Genomic DNA, 19,205 nt, shown 5'->3' with positions numbered 1-19,205 from the left:
GCATCACCGGACGATAAATTTGCCGACATGCTGTAATTCCCCCCGACGTTCAAGTTTCCAATAGTATAGTCCCGGTGGGAAGTTATGCGATAGACGATAGGCCGACCTCTGCAGCGTGATAATTCTCAAAACCCTTTCGCTATTTGAAACGATTGTCAGCCTCGTTGATCCAGGGGGAACAATCCTCCATTTAAAGAGGATTTCCCTGCCGACGATTGCATTGTTTGCGGGTGATAGCACAAGCGGCGATTCCGACCGAAGGGATGCATTCACAAGATTATCGAGATTCGGTGACGGCGAGAAACTGTCGGCAAGGTTCTTATGTTCTTCAGGTCCTCCGTTACGCTCCGGCGAATTTTTGGGTACTTCAGGCGCATGAGCGCGTTCAACTGCCCCCAGATCTGTCGGCAAGGCGTTTTCACTCTTTGTCGATACAAAATGATTTGCTAGTATTCCGACACCGGCTCCGATCAGAACCACTGCGGCAATCCGATAGATTATTGAGAAGCGGAAACCAACTGCCGCGCCCTTTTTGACTATCCTTAGTTGCGGGCTTACAGGAGTGACGGCGGCCGGTCCCGCAAGCCATGCCACCTCAACAATGTCCAGCTTGCATTCTTTGCATTCTTCTACATGCTCGAGAATCCCACCTGGCAACGAATAAACTTCCCCTGCCTCCAGCGCATCGACATACATCGCAAGGGCTTCCTCACTTAAATGGGACCGGCTGTCAAAAAGGTACTTCTTCCCCGTCATCTCTATTCCTGGGATGTTCTCAACCAATGGCGCTTGTACTATATATATCATTCATCAAGCAAAAATGGAGAAAAGAAGTCATCGACGAGCGTTTTTAATGTTTCGTCGTCGTAATTACTTCTCTTGCAAACTCCATTCATGAGATCAATGATCTCATCAATCTTCGAATCGATCCATTTCCTTACGGCATCGGGCGAATTATTTTTGTTTTCGCGCCTGTTCATGATCGGCGTGATGATCCTAAAAATTTCCGCGTAGTCTTTCGCATCGAAATTGGATCCGAAATTCTCTATGAGCTTGGCGTGGTCCGAAGAGCTGCAATCCGGATACCATCGGCGAATATCTTCGGCGTTCAATGGAATCCTATAGTGAAGCTTCAAGCACAGTAACAACTTGGGGCGCTGTTTGTAGTAAAGAGTAAGAACTGTCTTGAATCGACGGATCTCCTCTTCGAGAGAAATCTTCTTATCTACAGTATCGGTCTTACCATCGTCGGGAATTTCCGCCTGATGCACGATATTTTTTCTTCTAGCTTTCGCAAACTCCCTCATGCAGCTATTGCGAACAATAACGGAAAAATAGGTCTTGAAGAGAGACATTCCGTTGTACTGCTTCTGCATCGTTGGAATTTTCGTCAAAACTTCTGAAAGGGCTTCCTGAACGGCATCTTCAAAGTCTGCACGCGAGATGATTCCGGACAGTATAAACTTCTTCACGATGATCCTCACCGTCTCTTGATATTTCAAAACAAGAGCATTGGGGTTTTTGTGAAGCAGCTCAATATCCTTTTCGTTTTCCGTCATACAATATCTTTGCGCAGGTACGTCGGCCATTGTCGGGTTGACAAAACATTTCGTCAAGTTCAAGTGCTAGAGATGTTCCACTCGACGATCTAAGAGTTTTTGTCACTACATGTGATCCCCTATTCCTTACAGTGCGACGAAACAATATTATGGTATGGCCGGATATCGGCCGTTAGCGGGGAGAGTCGGGGAGAATCCCAAAGTGGGCCCTGCAGGACTTGAACCTGCGACCCGCTGATTATGAGTCAGCTGCTCTAACCAACTGAGCTAAGGGCCCAAGATTATTGTGAAAATAATTTACCACTAATTGATTCGAATATCAAGAATGGCCCGCATCCCAATCATCGCGGATAGAACATTTTGATGAGAGACTTCGGCTTCTTGAGACGGCTCATCAACAAAGCGATGTAAACGAGCGGATCCTTGAGATAAAACCGGAGCGCCGAACGGGAGTACGGGAATTTTTCAACGCGCCTGAAGAAAAAACGCCTCACACCGCGGAGGACCGTTTCTGCCGGCCAGATATAGTGGATAGGAATCATTGCCGGAAGAGCAACCGGACGTCCCAATGCTGTGTAACATGCTAGGAGCGGAAAATTAATTCCGGCGGCAGCGGAGCCGCAAACGCTTCCCCAATACCGGGCGTTAAAGTCGACAACCATCCTTGCACCGGTACCCCTTTCGATCCTCATGTCCAGGTGCGCAATGCCGCTGAACTTCAGGTCCTTCACCAGCTTGCCGACGGTCTGTAAAGTCATTGCGTCATCCAGGAACTTTACTACTCTGTCGGTTTTAAATGGATCTCTCCTCGTCACGGCCGTTGTTTGCATCGAATGATAAAGAATCGCTCCGTCCCTGGCAAGAAAACTGCAATCGATATCGGAGCCAGGAACGTATTGCTGCATGATCGCTTCCCCTGCAAGCTCTCGGAGCATCTCTCGAGCCGCAGAAATTGTTGCAAAGTCTTGATACGACTTCATGTTCAGTGCATTGTCTCCCCTGCGCATTTTCAAAATAACCGGAAATGTGATCTCGGATATATACTTCATGTAACTGCCGCCGGTGTCAACCAGGACCGTCTTGGGAGATGGAAGCTGCTGCTCCTTCAAAAAATTGTGAAGAAGCCACTTATCATTGACCATTTCAAACACCTTGGGCTCGGGATGAAAGCAGACCAATACATGAGGCAAAAGGTCTTTGAAATGGGCGGCAATAAATCTAACGTCGGCGTTGTTGACCGGCAGAATTACATCGCATCTCTTTTGTCGCACGATCGAACGCAAATCTGCCATCAATTCTTCATCGGGTAACGGACGCCGGAAAACACTGAACGAGCGGCAGCATCGGCTAAAGCGTCCCGGGTCCTCCAGTGTATCGCTAAAAAGATGGACGTCAACCGACGGGTCTTCTGCAAGGCAGGAGGTAATTCTTCCCCGCAAACTATTTCCAAAAACGAGGACCGATATCCTTTGCATTACTCAATGACGTTTTTTTCGACAATCCCGTTGGCTTCAAATTTCATCGCAAAATCTGACATATTTTCATTCCCAGCAGCATGCCCAACGACCACAAGGACGTTTGAAACTAATGAAAATGCGGGCTGGAAACAAGCACACAACACCGTGATTCGAACGGAACTGCTTCCAAATTCACGTAAACTAGAGCACACCCCCCATCTCCCCCCAAAAATCCGCTTGACTTCGAGGCATCGATTGCTTAATTTTAAGAACGAATTGCAGATGACCATAACTCTTCGAGGTTGCTCTACCTGCCAATTTTTCATCGTGACGTTTTTCAACTGATCTAAATGCTAGACGAAGGCGAAGGGAGTTTTGCTCATGAGTAAAACAAAGTACGTTTTGCACTTTTGTGTTTCCTGTAATAGAGAAGCCAAGATGGCGATCGTGGGCACCATGGAAGGTGAAGGTAACAAAGTTTGGTATCGGTGCACGAGGTGCCATCACAGCACGATGATCGACACCTCCAAAAGCCCCGCCGAAAGCAATGTCATAAAATTCAGCAAAGAAGAGTGCATCAGCTATTCGCCCGAACGAAGCTACACCGTCGGAGAATTGATTTATCATTCCGATTGGGATGATATGGGAAAGGTCACCGGGAAGGAAAAAACGTCGAGCGGCGGACGGGCTATTCTTGTGACCTTCGAGAAGTTAGGATCACGCCGGTTGGTGGAGAATCTGCCGGCGGAATAAATTGAGACCGTGTAACAATTTGCAAACTTGAGGAGGTGATTGTTTTTGGTCGGTATCGTCGTGAATGAGAATGAACCGATCGACCGTGCTTTAAAGCGATTCAAGAAAAAATATGAGCGGTCGGGCGTGTTGAAGGAATTTAAAAAGCGCACGTTCTTCACAAAGCCTTCTGTCAAGAAGCGCATGAAGAAAGTGAAGGCCATTCGGCGCTCGCAGCGCGCGGATGCTGAAGAAAAGATGTGACAAAAAAACCCGTCACGAAACTCTCGTGACGGGTTTTTTCTTGCCGGCCCTTCCCTTTTCTGCCCCCACTCTGAAATCCCTCTAAGAATTTACAGCTCGAACGGACTCTTGTATCGTTTTTTGCTTTGATCCGAATGCGGCCGCGATTTCCTGTCCCTCGGCGCGCTGATCACGGAATCAAGGTCGATATTGCGGCTTTGTGGAGCGCCTTCGTTCCAAACACCCGGAGGCGGAGTGTTCTGGAAGAAACGGTCCGATGCTTCGGAATCGCCATTGAAAAATTTCGGCATCCCGGGCGTTTGATGCATCTCGTACTGAAATTGAAGAGCCCTCGGCGCGCGCGCAACAACCTCAAATGGCATCTCACCCGGCGGCGCTTCCAGCGCATTCTCTTCCACCTTGATACTCAGATAATTCGAACCGGAAAATACGGAGAGCGGTGAATTCGGCGCTATCGGCCGGCGGGCATGCTGGGCAAATTCCCGTATGAGCGCATGTGCCCGCTCGTTCATCGTCCGAACTTCCTGCACCGATAAATCCTGCGAGCGCATAACTTGTTGAAGGTCGATCTTCAGGTGCGCTATGGTGCAGCTGTCCGGAGTGATCAGGACGAATTGTTCCATGCCCGGATGAGGAGGCATCCGCCGCGCCGGCGCCGGCGCATGACCGGGAAGCGACGGCGGAATCACGAAAGTGTACGGCGATCCCGACACTGCAAGGAACTTCTTGAATTTCATCCGCTGCGGCTGATCCAGGCTTGCGGCGATGTTCGACATCATCGTACGATTCATCATCGGAAGGTCGGCATGGACAGCCAGCGACCTATTCTCTCCTAAGAAGACCGACGCTTGAATTTTGTCGCGCGCTTCCGAAAGAATGGAGTCAACTGATCTATGCTCATCGGACGTCGCGCCGATCTCGTCGCAAAACTTTTTAACAGTGAGCTGAGGATAATGTTCCGTCTCGTCGCTGGCGAATTCAATGCGCGTCCCCTTCTCCTTGCTCTCGTCCACGCGGAGCGCCGTCTTGGCCTGCGCATCGACCGGAAGCGTACCGAACAGCGCAAACTGAAGCACCTGGTCTTTGTTCAGGTTCGTGAAGAGCGGCAGAAGCTTTCCCGGCAAAACACTCCCTTCATAGATCTGCTGCACCTGTTGCTGCTTTTCGGAAAAAAAGCTCGTCAAAAGCGCTCGCTGCTGAAAGACCGCGATTCCGCCGAGCAGGGCGACAAGAACTGTCAGCGCCGCTGCGAGCGGAACATATTTCTTTGAGAACGGAAAAATATTTTCCGCCTTCTTCTCCCGTTGTCCGAGACGAACCGAGAGCTTTTGCCAGAACCACTCGTTCGGCCGAATGCCCTGATTGGACCTCAGGAGCTGTTGCTGCTTTTTCCATGCCCGCAGCTCCGCGGCAACGTCAGGGTTCTCTGCCAGATAATTTTCGAACCGAATTTTGTCCTCTTCATCAAGAGCGTCGTCGAGATAAAGAGACATCATTCGTTGCAACTCGTTTGTAGAAAGTGATTTCATAGTGGCGTTCCTTCCGTAACCGTCATGACGCGTCGAGCATTGGCGCCAGAATTTTGCGCAGCATGGCCCTCGCCCTCGACAGCCGCGATTTCACCGTGCCGACCTCGCATTGAAGTATTTCCGCCATCTCCTCATACGATAAGCCGTCGATGTCTTTTAGGACGATCGGGATGCGGAATTTTTCGGGGAGTTCCTGCAACCCTTTGTTGACAAGTTCCTTCGTCGAATCGTCGTCGGGGAGAACACGTATCTTCGATTGAAGCTCCGCATTCGATGAATCCAGCATCGCATGCAGAGAAAAAAATCTTCTCGCTTTCCGTTTCCTCAGCTCGTCCCGGCTTTTGTTGACGGTGATCCGATAAAGCCATGTATAGAACGAAGACTCGAACCTGAATTTGGGGAGCGCTTCGTAGACCCGGATGAACACTTCTTGGGCGATGTCGTCAACCAGAGAACTTTCGTTGAAAATGGAAAAAATGAGGTTTCTCACCCTCTGGGCATACCGCTCCACGAGGATGCGGAATACATCCTCCTCACCCCCCTGAAAGAGGGTGATAAGAACGTCGTCGCTCATCTGGTCCAACGATGTATCGCTCGTGCGAATAACTGCCTGGTTAACCATCCGCGGTATGTTATTGGATTCACTCATTTAGACGGGCAAAGTGAAGAGATGTTCCCGGGAAATATACAGAAGACGGGTGCCAACGGCAAAACGGGGGAAATAAAAAAGCCGGCGGAAAAGGTCCCGTCGGCTTTACACCAGGTATGACCAAACTATACGGCGGGCGTGTTCGGAGCTTCTTCTTTTGCCTGCGCTTTGACTTCCTGCACTTCCTTCCGGATCTCCTGCGCCTTTCGTTTCAGTTCGTTCATTGATTTTCGAACACGAGTGCCAGCCGATTTATTGCCTTTGTCGTAGAATTTTATGAAGTCCTTTTCAAAACTCTGCACCAGCTCTACTAGTTCGCTGAAGCGGCTCATTGATACCTCCTCAATAAGTTAATAATGTGCCGGACCGACTCCGGCGCGTTCTTAATTACGTTGCGTATTTTCGCTTATCCTTCACCCTGAAATATTCCTTTTTCAGCTTCTCAAGATTCTCAACTCTGTGCTCGACAAGCCGTTTTAGCTTTCGCGGCTTGTGCTTTGCCAGAGCATAGGCCGTAAGTATTGGCATGGCAACAGTAGAATCCAGGTAAGCAACCACGGTGTCCGGCAGCTTGTCGGGATCAATTTTCCCCCAGCTGACAGCTTCGGAAGGGGTCGCACCGGAAAGGCCGCCAGTGTCGGGACGGGCATCTGTAATCTGGATGAAGTAGTCATGCCCTTTTTCTTCAATTCCTAGCACTTCCTGAATCTGCGGCTCAGTTTGCAGAATGAAGTTCTTCGGCGAACCGCCGCCGAAGATCAATACCGCGCTTTTGCCGCCGGTCCTCTTCGCGTTGAATACAATCGACGCCGTTTCATTCACATCGGCAAGCGTGTCGAAATTCAGCTTGTTCCCGGCGAGCTGCTGCTCCGCGACGTTCATGCCGATCGAACTGTCTCCCGGAGAAGAAGTGTAGATCGGGACGCCGAATTTGTAGGCAGATGCCAGCACACTGCTTCTTTTTATCCCAAGCGCCTTCTCCCGCTCATAAACATATTTGCCGACCTTGTAATGAAATTCGGCCGTACTCAGCGGTTTTTGAAACTCCGGCGACATGATGATCTTTCGATAAAAAGCATCAGTTGACAGGAGAACATCATACTCGAATAAGATATCGTAAATTCGAATCACTCCTTCGCGCCGGAGCACCCTGTCATCGATAAATGGACTTCCTTGGTGGAGCGTCTTTCCAATCGCAAAATGAGTATCGTGATATAAGTTTGCTCCGGTGCTTACGATCCAATCAACAAAACCAGCCTTCATGAGGGGAACAATGCATGAACCCCCTAAACCGGCCGGTGTTAAAGCCCCTGTGATTGTCATGCCAACTGTCACCTCCGGAGCCAGGTATCGTGTGACAAAGAGCTGGCATGCCTCGCGAAGACGACCCGCATTATACGCCTGGAAATAAGAATCAACAATTTCCACGATTTTGGCGTTTTTTGCCATCGGCTCGGGAACAATAGCTTTTCCTTTCAAATACTTCGATTTAGAGGCCATTGTTAGTCTTTTGCTTTTAAGGATTAACTTAACTCTTTCTGGGCATAAGAAAGCAAAATTTTGCCTTAGAGTCAAGGAAAAACTTGCCAAAATACTCTGTTTTAGGGGGTATGGGAATTGTCAAAATTAAACGCTAAATTGCGGCTTAATTTGAGGCTTCGAGGCCTTAAATATGCATGCGGCAAAAATGAAGTTTAACGAAGAAAGGATAATTCCACTGTTGGAAAATGGGGAAAGGCCTGAAACGAAGAAGGAATTTGCGTCATCCAGCTTTCCGCATAAGAGGGGAATGAGAAACGTCGCTAGGCCAACCCGGAACGAATAACTCGACCATATTGACCGCGAATAGTAAAACAGCGAAGAGCAAACAAACCCGATCGACACTAAATATATGAATCCGCCTGCGATCGACGAAAAACTCAATTGCCGGACATCAAAAAAATTGACATAAAAAAGCAATCCCCATAGAGCTGAAGTTAAGAGCACCGCAGCGATGAAGCTGCGTTCAGATGAGATATAATGAAAAACGTATCCTCTGAAAACTATTTCTTCTAAAAGAAGCGTCGTCGCAGAAAAGAAAAAAAATGCCGGAATGTCGATAAGGATTCCGAGCAGGAAAGTCGCTGCGTTGTCAACTCCTTGGTATACAATCCCCTTCGATATAAGCCCAGCTAAAATGACCGTTCCGCAAAGAAAAACCGGCGAAAAAAAGGCGAGGAGGTTTACTTTCCAACTCCACTTCCAGACCTGGCTATTGATCCGGCCGATCTGCACAGAATACTTCTTTGCGAAAAAATAACAGAGACCAAAGAAAAGGATCGGTTTTAGATCGATCTTAATTTCCCAAACGTAAAATTGAGATGGCACGCCGGCGCGGTCCAGCAGCGCAACGACCATCAATACGAGAAGAACCGCTGCAAAGAAAAAGAAGGAAAAATTGGCTCTTCTCATCTGCTTCGATGCCTGGCCGATCATTGAAGAGAGTTCACCCCACCAGAACACTGCCGCCGTTGACGTTAAGGATCTCCCCTGTAATGTGTCTCGCAAGGTCGGAGGCCAAAAACAAGATCGGTCCCGCAATGTCGTCGCCGGAGGGAATTCTGCCCAGCGGAATCCCTTTCACCACTTCATCCACGAATCTCGGATTCCGCAGCACCTCCATGCTCATATCGGTCTTCACCCATCCCGGCGCAACGCTGTTAACGTTGATATTATAGACACCAAGTTCCGTCGAAAGCGATTTGGTAAGTGAAATTATTGCCCCTTTTGTCGCTGCATAGTGCGAATGGAATGCCTCCCCCCGTTGCCCGGCAGTACTTGAGAGGTTTATGATCTTCCCAAAATGGCGTTTTTTCATGTACGGAACGACCGCGTTGATCATGTAAAACGTGCCGTCGAGATTAATTTCCATTGTCTCGTGCCAGATCTCTTCTGTGATCTTCCCGATTTCGCCGTACGTCCATATGCCGGCGTTATTTACGAGAATATCGATCTGTCCGAATTTTTGAATAGCCTTTTCTGCCACCTTTTTTGCGTTCTTTGGCTTTGAGACATTGGCCTTCATCATGATACACTTCCGCCCCAACGAAACGATCTCATCGCGCACTTCTTCAGCCGCCTTTTCGTTGTTATTGTAGGTGAAGACGATGTTTGCCCCCGCCTTCGCCAGCGTTATTGCCGCCGAAGCACCTATCCCCCTGGAGCCGCCTGTGATGATTGCAACCTGATTTTCTAAGTCAATGACCATTTTTCCTTCGTTTTCCCTCTTCAATTGGTTGGTTTGCATTTTCCAAATTCTGCGAGATTTTTCTTAACAAATATACAAATTATATGGTCAGTCTGCAATCAAATTATTTGGACAAACCAGGACTAATTTAGTCCAATTTACGAATTCAGCACAATTTCAAAGATTTTTGTTGACTCATCTGAATATCATCCTTATATTTATTTAGATTAAGTCTAAATAAAATTATTGGTACGGATTTTGACGATAAGTTATGTATCCGAATCAATAAGGTGTTCAGTTTCATGGATATTGAAGCGGCAAAAGACAGTTTTACAAAGTATCTGAAGGCGGGAAGTTTCAGGATCACACCGGAGCGGTTCCAGGTTCTGGAATCGATCATGAGTAATGATGGTCACTTCGATGCCGACGGACTGTTTCTGCAGATGAAGTCCAACGGTTCGAAGGTTTCGCGCGCGACGGTCTACAACACACTCGAGCTGCTCCAGGATTGCGGGCTGATCTCAAAATACCGCTTCGGGGAAAATCACTCGAGATACGAGAAAGCATTCGGCCGCCCGCATCACGATCATTTGATCTGTCTTGAATGCGGAGATATTATCGAGTTCGTCAGCGATAGACTTTCAAAAATTCAGACAGATGTTTGTAAAGAAAATTCATTCAAGCCCCAAAGTTCAACGCTGCAAATTTTTGGAGTATGTAAGAAGTGCCAGGAAAAGGGATAGAACAGTATGAGTGATTTCACCACATCGCTTTCTGAAATACCTGCCGGACGGTACGTCCGGATCCATCAGCTTCAATCGAAGCCGGATGTCTCCTTCCGACTTCGCGAAATGGGCTTCTGCGAAAATGCCGTTGTCCGCCTCGTCGTCAACGCGGAAGGAAATCTCATCTGCGAAGTGTGCAATACGCGAATCGGATTGAACCAGACGCTCGCGGACGATATTATCGTTTCACCGTTCGAGTAAGCCATGCCGCGCATCACGCTCAACGCTCTCCGTCCGGGGGAACAAGGGACGATCGAACACGTCGACTCGGCCGCTTCATCGATCAGGCAGCGTCTTCTCGAGATGGGACTAACAAGAGGAACGGATATTGAACTGATCCGCTTTGCGCCGATGGGAGACCCGATCGAGATCTCGGTCCGAGGCTACCGTCTCTCGCTCCGGCGGGTCGAAGCCGAATCGGTCATCGTCAATAAGAAACCGGCATGATCAATTCCCTTCATACCGAAACGCGGGTTCGTCACATCGCCATCATCGGAAACCCGAATGCGGGGAAGACAACGATCTTCAACGCGCTCACCGGCCTTCGCCAGAAGGTTGGGAATTATCCCGGCGTGACGGTCGAAAAGAAGGAAGGAAGAATTGTTTTTGACGACGGCAGCGAAGCGATCCTGCTCGACCTCCCCGGCACCTACAGTCTCACGGCAAATTCTCCCGATGAACGCGTGGCGACCGACGTCCTGCTCGGCCGCGTCGACCACACTCCCCTGCCGGAACTCGTCGTCTGCGTCGTCGACGCAAGCAACCTCGAACGGAATCTCTACCTGATAAGCCAGATTATCGACAACCGCCTCCCGATCGTCATCGCCTTGAATATGATCGATGTTGCCGAACGGGCGGGGCTGACCATCGATGTGCAGAAATTATCCGCCGAGCTCGGAGTGAGGATTGTTCCGACCGTCGGAAGCAAATCGATCGGGATTGATGCGTTGAAATCCGCGATCGCCGGCACCGTCGAACCGTCCGAAAAATCGCGCCAATGGATCCTCCCGGAACCCGTCCAGCGCGAATGCGATGAGCTCAAGGGGATGCTGCAGACGTTGCATCATCTTGCCGAGCCTCTTGCCTTCCATGAAGCGATCGTCCTGTTAACATCTTCCGCGGCGCTCTCCGAGCACAACGATCGGTACGCTCCCGAATTGCTCGACCACGTAAAGAAAGATCACGCCAATTTAGAAAGGCTCGGCATCGACCGAAACTCGGTCGTCGTTGAATCGCGGTACGAATGGATCAAGCGCGTCTGCACCTCTGCCGTCGTCGCCCAACGACGCAATGAGAATACGACAAGCGACAAGATCGACCGAGTGCTTACGCACCGAATATGGGGCTTCGCAATCTTCATCGGCCTGATGGCGGTGATGTTCCAGGCGATCTTTTCGTGGGCCAATGTGCCGATGCTTCTGATCGGCGACGGCATTAATTGGATCGATGCACAGATCATGCAGGTGTTGCCCGCCGGCGACCTGCGAAACCTGCTGATCGACGGAGCGATCGCCGGCGTCGGCGCCGTGGTGACATTCCTCCCGCAGATCCTTTTCTTGTTCCTGTTCATCGGATTCCTTGAGGACACCGGGTACATGGCGCGGGCAGCGTTCATCATGGACCGGACTATGAGCAAGGTAGGACTGCACGGAAAGTCATTCATCCCTCTCCTCAGCTCGTTTGCATGCGCGATCCCCGGGATCATGGCAACAAGAACGATCGAGAACCGGAAGGACCGCCTTGTGACAATGCTTGTTGCACCTCTCGTCAGCTGCAGCGCACGGCTTCCCGTCTACGCGCTGATGATCGCGGCATTCATTCCACAAAAGCGTATGTTCGGAGTATTTTCGCTCCCGGGCCTCACGCTCGTATCGATGTATCTTCTCGGACTGACCGCCGCGCTGGTCATGGCATGGTTTTTCAAGAAAACGTTGCTGCGGAGCGAAACTCCGGCGTTCATCATGGAACTCCCGCCGTATAAAATGCCGTCGTTGAAGTCTGTGCTGCTCCATATGTGGGAACGGTCGGCCCTGTTTCTGAAACGAGCCGGCACGATCATCCTCGGCGTCTCAATAGTTTTGTGGTTCCTCGCGACATACCCGAAAACGGAAAATGCTTCCGCATCGGAAAGCCTGGACAGAAGCTTCGCCGGTCGGGCGGGGCATTTCATCGAGCCGGCGATCAAGCCGCTTGGGTTCGATTGGAAGATCGGCATCGGCCTGATCGGGTCCATTTTGCAGCGCGAAGTTTTTGTGAGCACGCTCGGAACGATCTACAACATCAGAGACGCGAAACAGGAAAGCGGCATTATGTCGCTGCAGGAGCACCTCCATAAAGACATCAATCCTGCCACCGGACTCCCCGCTTTTACCGCATTGACAGCGATCTGCCTGATGGTGTATTATGTGCTTGCAATGCAGTGTATGTCGACATTTGCCGTGATGCGGCGGGAAACAAACGGATGGAAATGGCCGCTGTTTCAGATGGGGTATATGTCGGCGCTTGCGTATGTGGGAACGTTCATTGTTTACCGGGCCGGCCTTTTGATCGCAGGATAACGATGGGTGACTGGCAGCAAATAGTTTCTTTGTCGATTGTAGCTTTGAGTGCCGTGCTCTTGGTTCGGAATCAGATCCAAAAGCGAAAACGGTCCCGACTCAACGGCTGCGCCGCCGATTGCGGATGCGCCGAATCTGCTGTTCCGCCAAAAAAATCTTGAAGTAAAAACCATACAAAAAAAATGCACTGCCGCTTCCTCGCCAAAGGTCAACGGCAATGCATCAGATCAAAAGGAGCGCGTTGTGCACACCCCTCTCGTTTTTAATGTACGGAAGAAGCGATGGTTTGTCAACACGAATACGCTCCAAACCAATTGCCAGGAGCGCTTCATGACCGTGCCGCGTGGATTTCTCCTCGTCCTTTTCATCCTTACCATCCCACACTTTTCTCTCGCTCAATTCTCAACAGCGGACTCGACGTACGTCATGGGGGAAGTTCTTGTCCCGGCCTACAAAAGCATGGACGGGATCGGCCAGATGAAAGACTATTCACGCGGCATCATCTACGCCGGGATGAAGAACGAAGTGCTCGAGATCGACAGCCTCGATGCCAACAAGGCGATCAACAACACCCGGCAGATTCTCGGACGGATCCCGGGGATCGACATTACCGAAAATGAAATGGGAGGATTCACTGCGAACGGAATCGGCTTTCGCGGATTCAATCCGTACCAAAGCATCGAGACGAACACCCGGCAGAACGGATATAACATTTCCGCCGACCTGTACGGCTACAATGAATCGTACTACCTTCCGCCGATGGAAGCGGTCAACAACATTACTATTTTGGAGGACGGCTCTGCGCTCGCATTCGGCCCGCAGCTCGGGGGCGTGGTAAATTATGAACTGAAGGACGGCGGGCCGGATCCGCTGCAAATCAATTCCTCTCAAACTGCGGGAAGCTACGGGCTCTTCAACAGTTTCAATTCCATCGGTGGAACCGACGGTGATTTCAAGTATTACGGTTTTCTGCAATACCGGCGCATTCAGGGATGGAGAGAAAACTCGCAGCAAACGCAGTGGTCGGGGTACGGAAGCGTGAAGTATGACGCTTCCGAAAGGCTGCACGTCGGATTGGAGTACACGATCTTGCGCAACCTTATTCAAATGCCCGGCGGCGAGAACGATTCGATGTTCTACGCAAACCCGCAGGGTTCGCTTCGCAGCAGGAATTGGCTCAACAGCCCGTGGAACATTCTCGCCTCTCACATTGATTATAGAATAAACGACAACACTTCCCTCAACCTTGTTTCGTCGTATCTTTCCAGTCAGCGCAATCTTGTTTGGAGGAATGAAGATGTGCCGGCGTACGTCCCCGATACCATTATGGCAAACCTCACGTACGCACCGCGCGAAGTTGAGGAAGAATTTTTTAATACATTCACCACCGAACTCAGGCTTTTGTCGAACTATCATCTCTTCGATCAGGGGCACACCTTCTCTTTCGGCGTTCGTTATGCATATTCTCATCTCATAAGAAAGGACGGCGCCGACGGAACGACCGGATCGGATTTCGACCTGACAACCGTTTCGCCGTGGGGACAGGACATGGATTTCTACACCACAAACATCGCTCCATACATTCAAAATATTTTCAGAATCGGCGACGCGTTAAGTGTCACGCCGGCGTTGCGATTCGAATACCTGAACACGACAGCTAACGGGTATGCCGAGAACGAGGATGGAGACCTTGATCAACCGTATGTCACTGTTGCCAACGAAAGCCATTCGAGAACATTCTTTCTTGGGTCAATTGGATCCCAGTTGAAAATTTATGATGCCGGCGAACTGTATGCCAACGTTAGCCAGTCATACCGGCCGGTGACCTACGATGATCTGACGCCGTTCGGCACCATCGCCCGCATCGATCAGCATCTGAAAGATGCTTCTTCAAACAATGCCGACATCGGGTACCGGGGGACGATCGACAGCTTCCTTAATTTTGACATAAGCTTGTTCTACATGCACGTTAGAAACGACATCGGCATTGTCGAGCAAAGGGAAGATACGGCGGTATACCAATTTGAAACCAACACCGGAGTGGACGACCACAAAGGCGCCGAAACGTATATCGAAATGAATCTTCTCGGAGGCATCATTCCGAACGATGATTTTGGAAGATTGGGCATTTACAATTCGTTCGCCTACACGGACGCGCGGTATACTTCCGGCGAATACTCGGGCAACTCTGTCCCCTACGCGCCGAAGTACGTTGAGCGTGTCGGGCTCGATTACAGCTACAGAGGCTTTTCCATGAACCTCCAATACTCGTACACATCGCTCTGCTTCAGCGACCCCGGCGATGCCAAGTTTTCTTCCGACGGATTGGTGGGGACAATCCCATCGTATGGGGTCATCGATCTGTCCGCAACCTATAAAGTTGCAAAATATGAATTTAGGTTGGGGGTGAACAATCTCACCGATGCCGCTTATTTCACGATGAGAACCGACGAGTATCCTGGTCCGGGCATCATTCCCTCCATCGGCCGAATGATCTACATCGGACTCTCGGAAACAATGTGACGAATATGTCCATGAGGACAGGTTTCAACTTTAAAAGAAAATTTGTAGATTGAAGTACATTACTTCGAGGAGACAATGGACAATACCAGCGTTCAGCCGACAGCGGTCACAAAGGAGCTTGTCTATGAAGCTCTCAAAGATGTGCACGATCCGGAAATTCCCGTCAGCATTGTGGACCTCGGGTTGGTCTACGATGTTAAGATCATTGACGGCTGGGTCGGCGTGAAAATGACGTTGACCTCACCGGGCTGCGGCATGTCATCGATGATCGCGAACAACGTGCGTGACCGTGTAAAGAAGATCGCCGGTGTCAGCGACGCCGACGTACGCATTGTCTGGCAGCCCCAATGGAATCCCGCAATGATAGCCCCCGAAGCGCGCAAGAAGCTCGGCTGGACATAAGATAATTCGCGTCACACGAAAACAAAAAAGGCATCTCACGATCCGTGAGATGCCTTTTTTAATGATATGCCGGAGACCTTATCTGCGTGCAAGCGAAATCCCAGCTTTCTTCCTGATGGAAGCGGGGATATGCTTAAAGAAATTCTTCAGCGCGAGCGGCGGCGTTTTCGTCCGGCGAGGCAGCATGCGCGAAATTGAACCCGCTGCTTTCCCGGAGCCAGTCCCGGATGAAGTGAAATTCACCGGGGTCCCGAAATAGTAGGAATAAAAATATCCCGTTACGTTCTGACCGCTGATGTTTGGAAGTTGGTCGCCGACCTCCGAAAGAAAGTTTCCGGGACCGTTGAACGACCAAAGGCTCAAACTGTATGAACCTGCAGGAAGCGGCGAATTTACCTGCGGATACCCCCAGAATGAAGAATCGATAGTGTTGTCGCCGATGACCTTTTGAGTGTTGGTCGTCAGAAAATACAGGAACGTGCTGTCGCCCGAGAGGAAACCCCAATAGTTGGCGCTGTATCCTGAGTGTGTGGCCCCGCTGTCCACCCACGTCGCGGTAAACGTCTTCGGGACCGTTCCGTTATCGGCCGGATTCGTAATTGCAGTGACACCGACCATCCTCACAGAGCCCTCGGCATCGATTGTTCCGTTCTTATCAAAATCGATCTTGATCTGATACATCTCGCCGGGCGTCAGCGCGAAATTGGCGGGGGAACCGGTGAATGCATAGTACGATCCACCCCCAAGAGGGGTGAGGGTCGTGAATTGGCTGCCGTACCCTATCTGCACAGCTGCACTGTCCCAATCGCTCGTAGAGTTATCCGGCGTGGTCAGCTGGATCGAGGCGATAGCATAATCAAAAGCCTCGCTGCCGCTGCCGCTGTGATATAAGGAAGCATTCACCTGAAAATTTCCCTGTTGAGGAAGCCCCAGCGTCAGGTCGGGAGCCGTGTAGCAGGAATCCCCCGCGGAGCCTGTGTAGACCACTTCTTCAGCCGTGCTCACCTTCGAGCCGGAAAGCACCGTGGCCACGATGCGCACGTTCGATGACGGAGATGCATCCAGGTCGAAATACCCGTTCTTATCGGTCGAGCCATTCGCCCCGGGATACAAGTCGACCTCTGCACCGGCGGCCGGTGTGCCGTTTGAATTTTTCACGTAGCCTTTGATGCAAGCGCGCTGATTGACAGCGGGAGCTCCGCCGTACCACGAAAGATGCATGATCGTTGCTTTTATCGCGGGGATGGAAGCGTCAACCGAGGAGGGCCCGATGACTCCGGGTACGGGCGTTTTCCATTTTCCGTCGGATGGATCGTACAAATAACATTCGATCGGGTCTCCGTTTCTATACCCGGGTTTGCCGCGCAACGAAGCCGGAATGGGAAGCTCGATATTTGCCCCCGATCCGGCGGACGTATTGAACGGCAGGACATTGCCGTTGGCGTCGGTCACGGTGTACTCGGCGAACGAAACGGGTTGGAGATACACCGTGTTGCCGGTCGCATCCACCGCCTGAAGCCCGCCCGGGAGCGCGCGAACCTGATCCGTCGTCGGATCAAGCCCGGTCACCGTTACGGTGACATTTCCCGACGCGGAAACAAAATTCGGCGGCAAGGTGATGACGGCGTTTGATTTTGTATCGGCAACGCTGCCGCCCGCGTTCGCCGGAACGCTTTGGCTTCCCCCCACTTTTAAAAGACTTACCGTGATGTTCCTGGTGCTGTCTCCCTTCAGGGTAACCACGACCTGATTCAAGGAGTATCCAGTTTTTGATATGTTGATGGTTTTGGTGGAATCGGTCGGGACAGAGATGGAAAAGGCCCCGTTCGCATCCGTGGTCGTCGACGTGCTTGAGCCGACGATCTGTACAGTTGCTCCGGCCAACACAGGATTGCCCGTCGTGCTAGCGTCGTTGACGACCCCCACAACCTTCGCCGGGCCGGATGATGTACTGCCGCCACCGCCCGGTCCTGTCATGGAATTATTTTTGCTGCAGCTCGCCACCCACATCCCAACTCCAACGATGAACAGGACTGAGACGCCGAGGCGCATTGCAAAGCGAGATCGTTTTTTCATGATCCTCCCTTTAGTTTATTGATTGATAGATGAAGTAGAGTTATTGATGTTCTCGTTCGTCCATGGAATGAAATGCATACGCGCCGAATAGCATCTTGTGCTTCTCGATGACCTTTCCCTGATCAACGTCGATCATGTCCAGTGAGCTCTCCCCACCGCACAAGACATATAACAGTTTTCCGCCGGGAGAGAATTCCAGTGACGTAGGGTTTGCGTCGACCGGGATCTCCTTCAGCACTTCTTTTGTTTTCAAATCCACAAACAGCACACGGTCGGTGTAAAAGCAGCTCACCACAATCCGGCCGTTCTCCGGCTGCAGCAGCATCATGGATGGGCCATTTTGCACAACAATCGAATCGACGATCTGCATTTTCTTGACATCCACAATTGAAATCCGGCTGCTTTGAAAATTATTGACGTACAACGTGCTCCCGTCGGCGGACGGAAGAAGATGCCACGGATAAATCCCCGCCGTGATAGATTTCAGCAGCCTGCCATCATGAAGGTCCAGAACTAGTATCAATCCGGGCTTACTCTGCCCTATCTCGTTGCGGCACGTCACAAAGCACTGGCGTTGATCCGGCGTGATCCATGCTTCGATCGGCGAATAATGGGATGAGCATGGGACAGGAATACGCCGCTTGACCGAAAGGGTCTTTGAATCCAGGAACGAGACGGTGCGATAGCCGAGCTGCACGATGAAGATCTCGGAACTGTCGGAAGAATACTTCGGGGCGAATGGTTTCGCTCCGACAGATCGGTCATGGCAATCGTAGCATGTCGCATGGGCCATCGCGTTGACTTTCTCATGCATCGGTTTTGCGATGTCAGGAAAATTCGGATCCGTAAGATAAGTTCTCGCGAAGGATGCAGGGAGAAGCTGGGCCGGAGCTCTGTTCAAGGTGATCCATGCCGAACTGTCTTTCATTGCCCCTTGACCATTGCCCTCATGTCCTTGTCCCATCATGCTCGGCGACGGGGAACGGAAGGCGGAGAGGTTTGAAGAATCTTTTTTGATGAATTGTCTCGCATATTCCCAGAACTCCGGGTTCTTGAGATCGTAAGTCGTTATGCTTTGTGCCCCGCTGTTGACGACATACAACAAACGGTCGCGCGAAACAATCATGTCGTGAGGGAGCTTCTGCGTCGGCAGCGCACCAACGATGGTATCAGCTGCAAGATCGAATATCGTAATTCGATTGAGGGCAGAATGGGTGATGAGAAGATAATGGTCGGGGGGGAACGCCGCCTTGCCGCGTTGACAATGAAAATTTAGCGTTGCAAGAACAAGGGCAAAGAGGATTACCCCTTCCCTCCGCAGACGAAGAGTGTGGCGCTGTCGTAACATTGAGTCTTGAAACTTAGGTATGCTGGTGAAACCGTTCTGCCGGCAAGAAGGACGGCCACAAATGATCTGCTCTAAAATTAACGAAAGGCTCTCTAAA

At 50.8% G+C, this 19,205-nt stretch carries 20 protein-coding genes and 1 tRNA gene; 9 read left to right on the top strand and 12 right to left on the bottom strand.

Translation table 11 applies throughout. The annotated features are described in order from the left end of the window. Nucleotides 1-3 precede the first annotated feature (3 nt). The 4 genes from VMF88_01580 to VMF88_01565 all read right to left on the bottom strand — a co-directional run bounded on the left by VMF88_01580 (nucleotide 4) and on the right by VMF88_01565 (nucleotide 2,701). Nucleotides 4-783 carry a hypothetical protein gene (locus VMF88_01580; protein HTY09736.1) on the bottom strand — a complete coding sequence of 260 codons (780 nt, stop codon included), beginning with the start codon at nucleotides 781-783 and terminating at the stop codon, nucleotides 4-6. A 20-nt stretch (nucleotides 784-803) separates the two neighbouring features. Continuing rightward, complete coding sequence (locus VMF88_01575; protein ID HTY09735.1) at nucleotides 804-1,559, bottom strand: sigma-70 family RNA polymerase sigma factor; 756 nt, start codon at nucleotides 1,557-1,559, stop codon at nucleotides 804-806. Nucleotides 1,560-1,762: 203 nt separating this feature from the next. After that, nucleotides 1,763-1,836: transfer RNA gene (locus tag VMF88_01570), tRNA-Ile, on the bottom strand. Nucleotides 1,837-1,900: 64 nt separating this feature from the next. Further along, nucleotides 1,901-2,701: a hypothetical protein gene (locus tag VMF88_01565; GenBank protein HTY09734.1), complete on the bottom strand. Its 801-nt coding sequence runs from the start codon at nucleotides 2,699-2,701 to the stop codon at nucleotides 1,901-1,903. Between the two features lie 39 nt (nucleotides 2,702-2,740). Here VMF88_01565 and VMF88_01560 point away from each other — a divergent pair, with 39 nt between their 5' ends. The 3 genes from VMF88_01560 (at nucleotide 2,741) to rpsU (ending at nucleotide 4,012) form a co-directional block, all read left to right on the top strand. Further along, nucleotides 2,741-2,869, top strand: coding sequence for a hypothetical protein (locus VMF88_01560; GenBank protein ID HTY09733.1), 129 nt, complete (start codon nucleotides 2,741-2,743; stop codon nucleotides 2,867-2,869). Nucleotides 2,870-3,454: 585 nt separating this feature from the next. Continuing rightward, nucleotides 3,455-3,769, top strand: a complete 315-nt coding sequence (locus VMF88_01555; protein HTY09732.1) for a hypothetical protein — start codon at nucleotides 3,455-3,457, stop codon at nucleotides 3,767-3,769. Between the two features lie 45 nt (nucleotides 3,770-3,814). Further along, the gene (gene rpsU, locus VMF88_01550) at nucleotides 3,815-4,012 is read left to right on the top strand and encodes a 30S ribosomal protein S21 (protein ID HTY09731.1); all 198 of its coding nucleotides are present in this window, start codon (nucleotides 3,815-3,817) and stop codon (nucleotides 4,010-4,012) included. An 89-nt stretch (nucleotides 4,013-4,101) separates the two neighbouring features. Here rpsU and VMF88_01545 read toward each other — a convergent pair whose 3' ends face one another. The 6 genes from VMF88_01545 to VMF88_01520 form a co-directional block, all read right to left on the bottom strand. After that, complete coding sequence (locus VMF88_01545; GenBank protein HTY09730.1) at nucleotides 4,102-5,541, bottom strand: hypothetical protein; 1,440 nt, start codon at nucleotides 5,539-5,541, stop codon at nucleotides 4,102-4,104. A 22-nt stretch (nucleotides 5,542-5,563) separates the two neighbouring features. After that, nucleotides 5,564-6,190: a sigma-70 family RNA polymerase sigma factor gene (locus VMF88_01540; protein HTY09729.1), complete on the bottom strand. Its 627-nt coding sequence runs from the start codon at nucleotides 6,188-6,190 to the stop codon at nucleotides 5,564-5,566. A gap of 125 nt (nucleotides 6,191-6,315) precedes the next feature. After that, nucleotides 6,316-6,522 carry a histone H1 gene (locus VMF88_01535; protein ID HTY09728.1) on the bottom strand — a complete coding sequence of 69 codons (207 nt, stop codon included), beginning with the start codon at nucleotides 6,520-6,522 and terminating at the stop codon, nucleotides 6,316-6,318. 55 nt (nucleotides 6,523-6,577) lie between these two features. Beyond that, on the bottom strand, nucleotides 6,578-7,690 hold the full coding sequence (gene speY / locus VMF88_01530; GenBank protein HTY09727.1) for a deoxyhypusine synthase: 1,113 nt from the start codon (nucleotides 7,688-7,690) through the stop codon (nucleotides 6,578-6,580). Nucleotides 7,691-7,816: 126 nt separating this feature from the next. Beyond that, the gene (locus VMF88_01525; GenBank protein HTY09726.1) at nucleotides 7,817-8,737 is read right to left on the bottom strand and encodes a CPBP family intramembrane glutamic endopeptidase; all 921 of its coding nucleotides are present in this window, start codon (nucleotides 8,735-8,737) and stop codon (nucleotides 7,817-7,819) included. Next, on the bottom strand, nucleotides 8,676-9,437 hold the full coding sequence (locus VMF88_01520) for a 3-oxoacyl-ACP reductase family protein (protein HTY09725.1): 762 nt from the start codon (nucleotides 9,435-9,437) through the stop codon (nucleotides 8,676-8,678). Before VMF88_01520 ends, VMF88_01525 begins: the two co-directional genes overlap by 62 nt. A 281-nt stretch (nucleotides 9,438-9,718) precedes the next feature. On the opposite strand from VMF88_01520, the gene VMF88_01515 reads away from it, so the two are divergent. The 6 genes from VMF88_01515 (at nucleotide 9,719) to VMF88_01490 (ending at nucleotide 15,684) form a co-directional block, all read left to right on the top strand. After that, on the top strand, nucleotides 9,719-10,159 hold the full coding sequence (locus VMF88_01515; GenBank protein HTY09724.1) for a transcriptional repressor: 441 nt from the start codon (nucleotides 9,719-9,721) through the stop codon (nucleotides 10,157-10,159). Nucleotides 10,160-10,165: 6 nt separating this feature from the next. Continuing rightward, nucleotides 10,166-10,402, top strand: a complete 237-nt coding sequence (locus VMF88_01510) for a FeoA family protein (GenBank protein HTY09723.1) — start codon at nucleotides 10,166-10,168, stop codon at nucleotides 10,400-10,402. A gap of 3 nt (nucleotides 10,403-10,405) precedes the next feature. Then, nucleotides 10,406-10,648, top strand: coding sequence for a FeoA family protein (locus VMF88_01505; GenBank protein HTY09722.1), 243 nt, complete (start codon nucleotides 10,406-10,408; stop codon nucleotides 10,646-10,648). Beyond that, entirely contained in the window at nucleotides 10,645-12,759 is a 2,115-nt protein-coding gene (feoB, locus tag VMF88_01500) for a ferrous iron transport protein B (protein ID HTY09721.1), read from the top strand. The genes VMF88_01505 and feoB overlap by 4 nt, the downstream gene beginning before the upstream one ends. A gap of 243 nt (nucleotides 12,760-13,002) precedes the next feature. Beyond that, nucleotides 13,003-15,282, top strand: a complete 2,280-nt coding sequence (locus tag VMF88_01495; GenBank protein HTY09720.1) for a TonB-dependent receptor — start codon at nucleotides 13,003-13,005, stop codon at nucleotides 15,280-15,282. 75 nt (nucleotides 15,283-15,357) lie between these two features. Further along, nucleotides 15,358-15,684, top strand: a complete 327-nt coding sequence (locus VMF88_01490; GenBank protein ID HTY09719.1) for a metal-sulfur cluster assembly factor — start codon at nucleotides 15,358-15,360, stop codon at nucleotides 15,682-15,684. A 78-nt stretch (nucleotides 15,685-15,762) separates the two neighbouring features. Here VMF88_01490 and VMF88_01485 read toward each other — a convergent pair whose 3' ends face one another. Further along, nucleotides 15,763-17,760 (bottom strand): carboxypeptidase-like regulatory domain-containing protein, encoded by a 1,998-nt coding sequence (locus VMF88_01485; GenBank protein ID HTY09718.1) that lies wholly within the window; start codon nucleotides 17,758-17,760, stop codon nucleotides 15,763-15,765. A 40-nt stretch (nucleotides 17,761-17,800) separates the two neighbouring features. Continuing rightward, entirely contained in the window at nucleotides 17,801-19,108 is a 1,308-nt protein-coding gene (locus tag VMF88_01480; GenBank protein HTY09717.1) for a hypothetical protein, read from the bottom strand. Between the last annotated feature and the right edge of the window lie 97 nt (nucleotides 19,109-19,205).

Source organism: Bacteroidota bacterium (assembly GCA_035506275.1).
In the GTDB taxonomy this organism is placed as follows: domain Bacteria; phylum Bacteroidota; class Ignavibacteria; order UBA10030; family UBA8401; genus JAGVPT01.
The sequence above is the reverse complement of the archived record's forward strand: the minus strand, read 5'-3'. Positions and strand labels throughout refer to the sequence as shown.

Bases quoted from the DNA above. Each gene is read 5' to 3' on its own strand.
- VMF88_01575 (HTY09735.1), bottom strand. From the start codon at position 1,559: ATGACGGAAAACGAAAAGGATATTGAGCTGCTTCACAAAAACCCCAAT.
- VMF88_01565 (HTY09734.1), bottom strand. From the start codon at position 2,701: ATGGTCAATGATAAGTGGCTTCTTCACAATTTTTTGAAGGAGCAGCAG.
- VMF88_01560 (HTY09733.1), top strand. From the start codon at position 2,741: ATGAGGCAAAAGGTCTTTGAAATGGGCGGCAATAAATCTAACGTCGGC.
- VMF88_01555 (HTY09732.1), top strand. From the start codon at position 3,455: ATGGCGATCGTGGGCACCATGGAAGGTGAAGGTAACAAAGTTTGGTAT.
- VMF88_01545 (HTY09730.1), bottom strand. From the start codon at position 5,541: ATGAAATCACTTTCTACAAACGAGTTGCAACGAATGATGTCTCTTTAT.
- VMF88_01540 (HTY09729.1), bottom strand. From the start codon at position 6,190: ATGAGTGAATCCAATAACATACCGCGGATGGTTAACCAGGCAGTTATT.
- VMF88_01535 (HTY09728.1), bottom strand. From the start codon at position 6,522: ATGAGCCGCTTCAGCGAACTAGTAGAGCTGGTGCAGAGTTTTGAAAAG.
- speY (HTY09727.1), bottom strand. From the start codon at position 7,690: ATGGCCTCTAAATCGAAGTATTTGAAAGGAAAAGCTATTGTTCCCGAG.
- VMF88_01520 (HTY09725.1), bottom strand. From the start codon at position 9,437: ATGGTCATTGACTTAGAAAATCAGGTTGCAATCATCACAGGCGGCTCC.
- VMF88_01515 (HTY09724.1), top strand. From the start codon at position 9,719: ATGGATATTGAAGCGGCAAAAGACAGTTTTACAAAGTATCTGAAGGCG.
- VMF88_01510 (HTY09723.1), top strand. From the start codon at position 10,166: ATGAGTGATTTCACCACATCGCTTTCTGAAATACCTGCCGGACGGTAC.
- VMF88_01505 (HTY09722.1), top strand. From the start codon at position 10,406: ATGCCGCGCATCACGCTCAACGCTCTCCGTCCGGGGGAACAAGGGACG.
- feoB (HTY09721.1), top strand. From the start codon at position 10,645: ATGATCAATTCCCTTCATACCGAAACGCGGGTTCGTCACATCGCCATC.
- VMF88_01490 (HTY09719.1), top strand. From the start codon at position 15,358: ATGGACAATACCAGCGTTCAGCCGACAGCGGTCACAAAGGAGCTTGTC.
- VMF88_01485 (HTY09718.1), bottom strand. From the start codon at position 17,760: ATGAAAAAACGATCTCGCTTTGCAATGCGCCTCGGCGTCTCAGTCCTG.
- VMF88_01480 (HTY09717.1), bottom strand. From the start codon at position 19,108: ATGTTACGACAGCGCCACACTCTTCGTCTGCGGAGGGAAGGGGTAATC.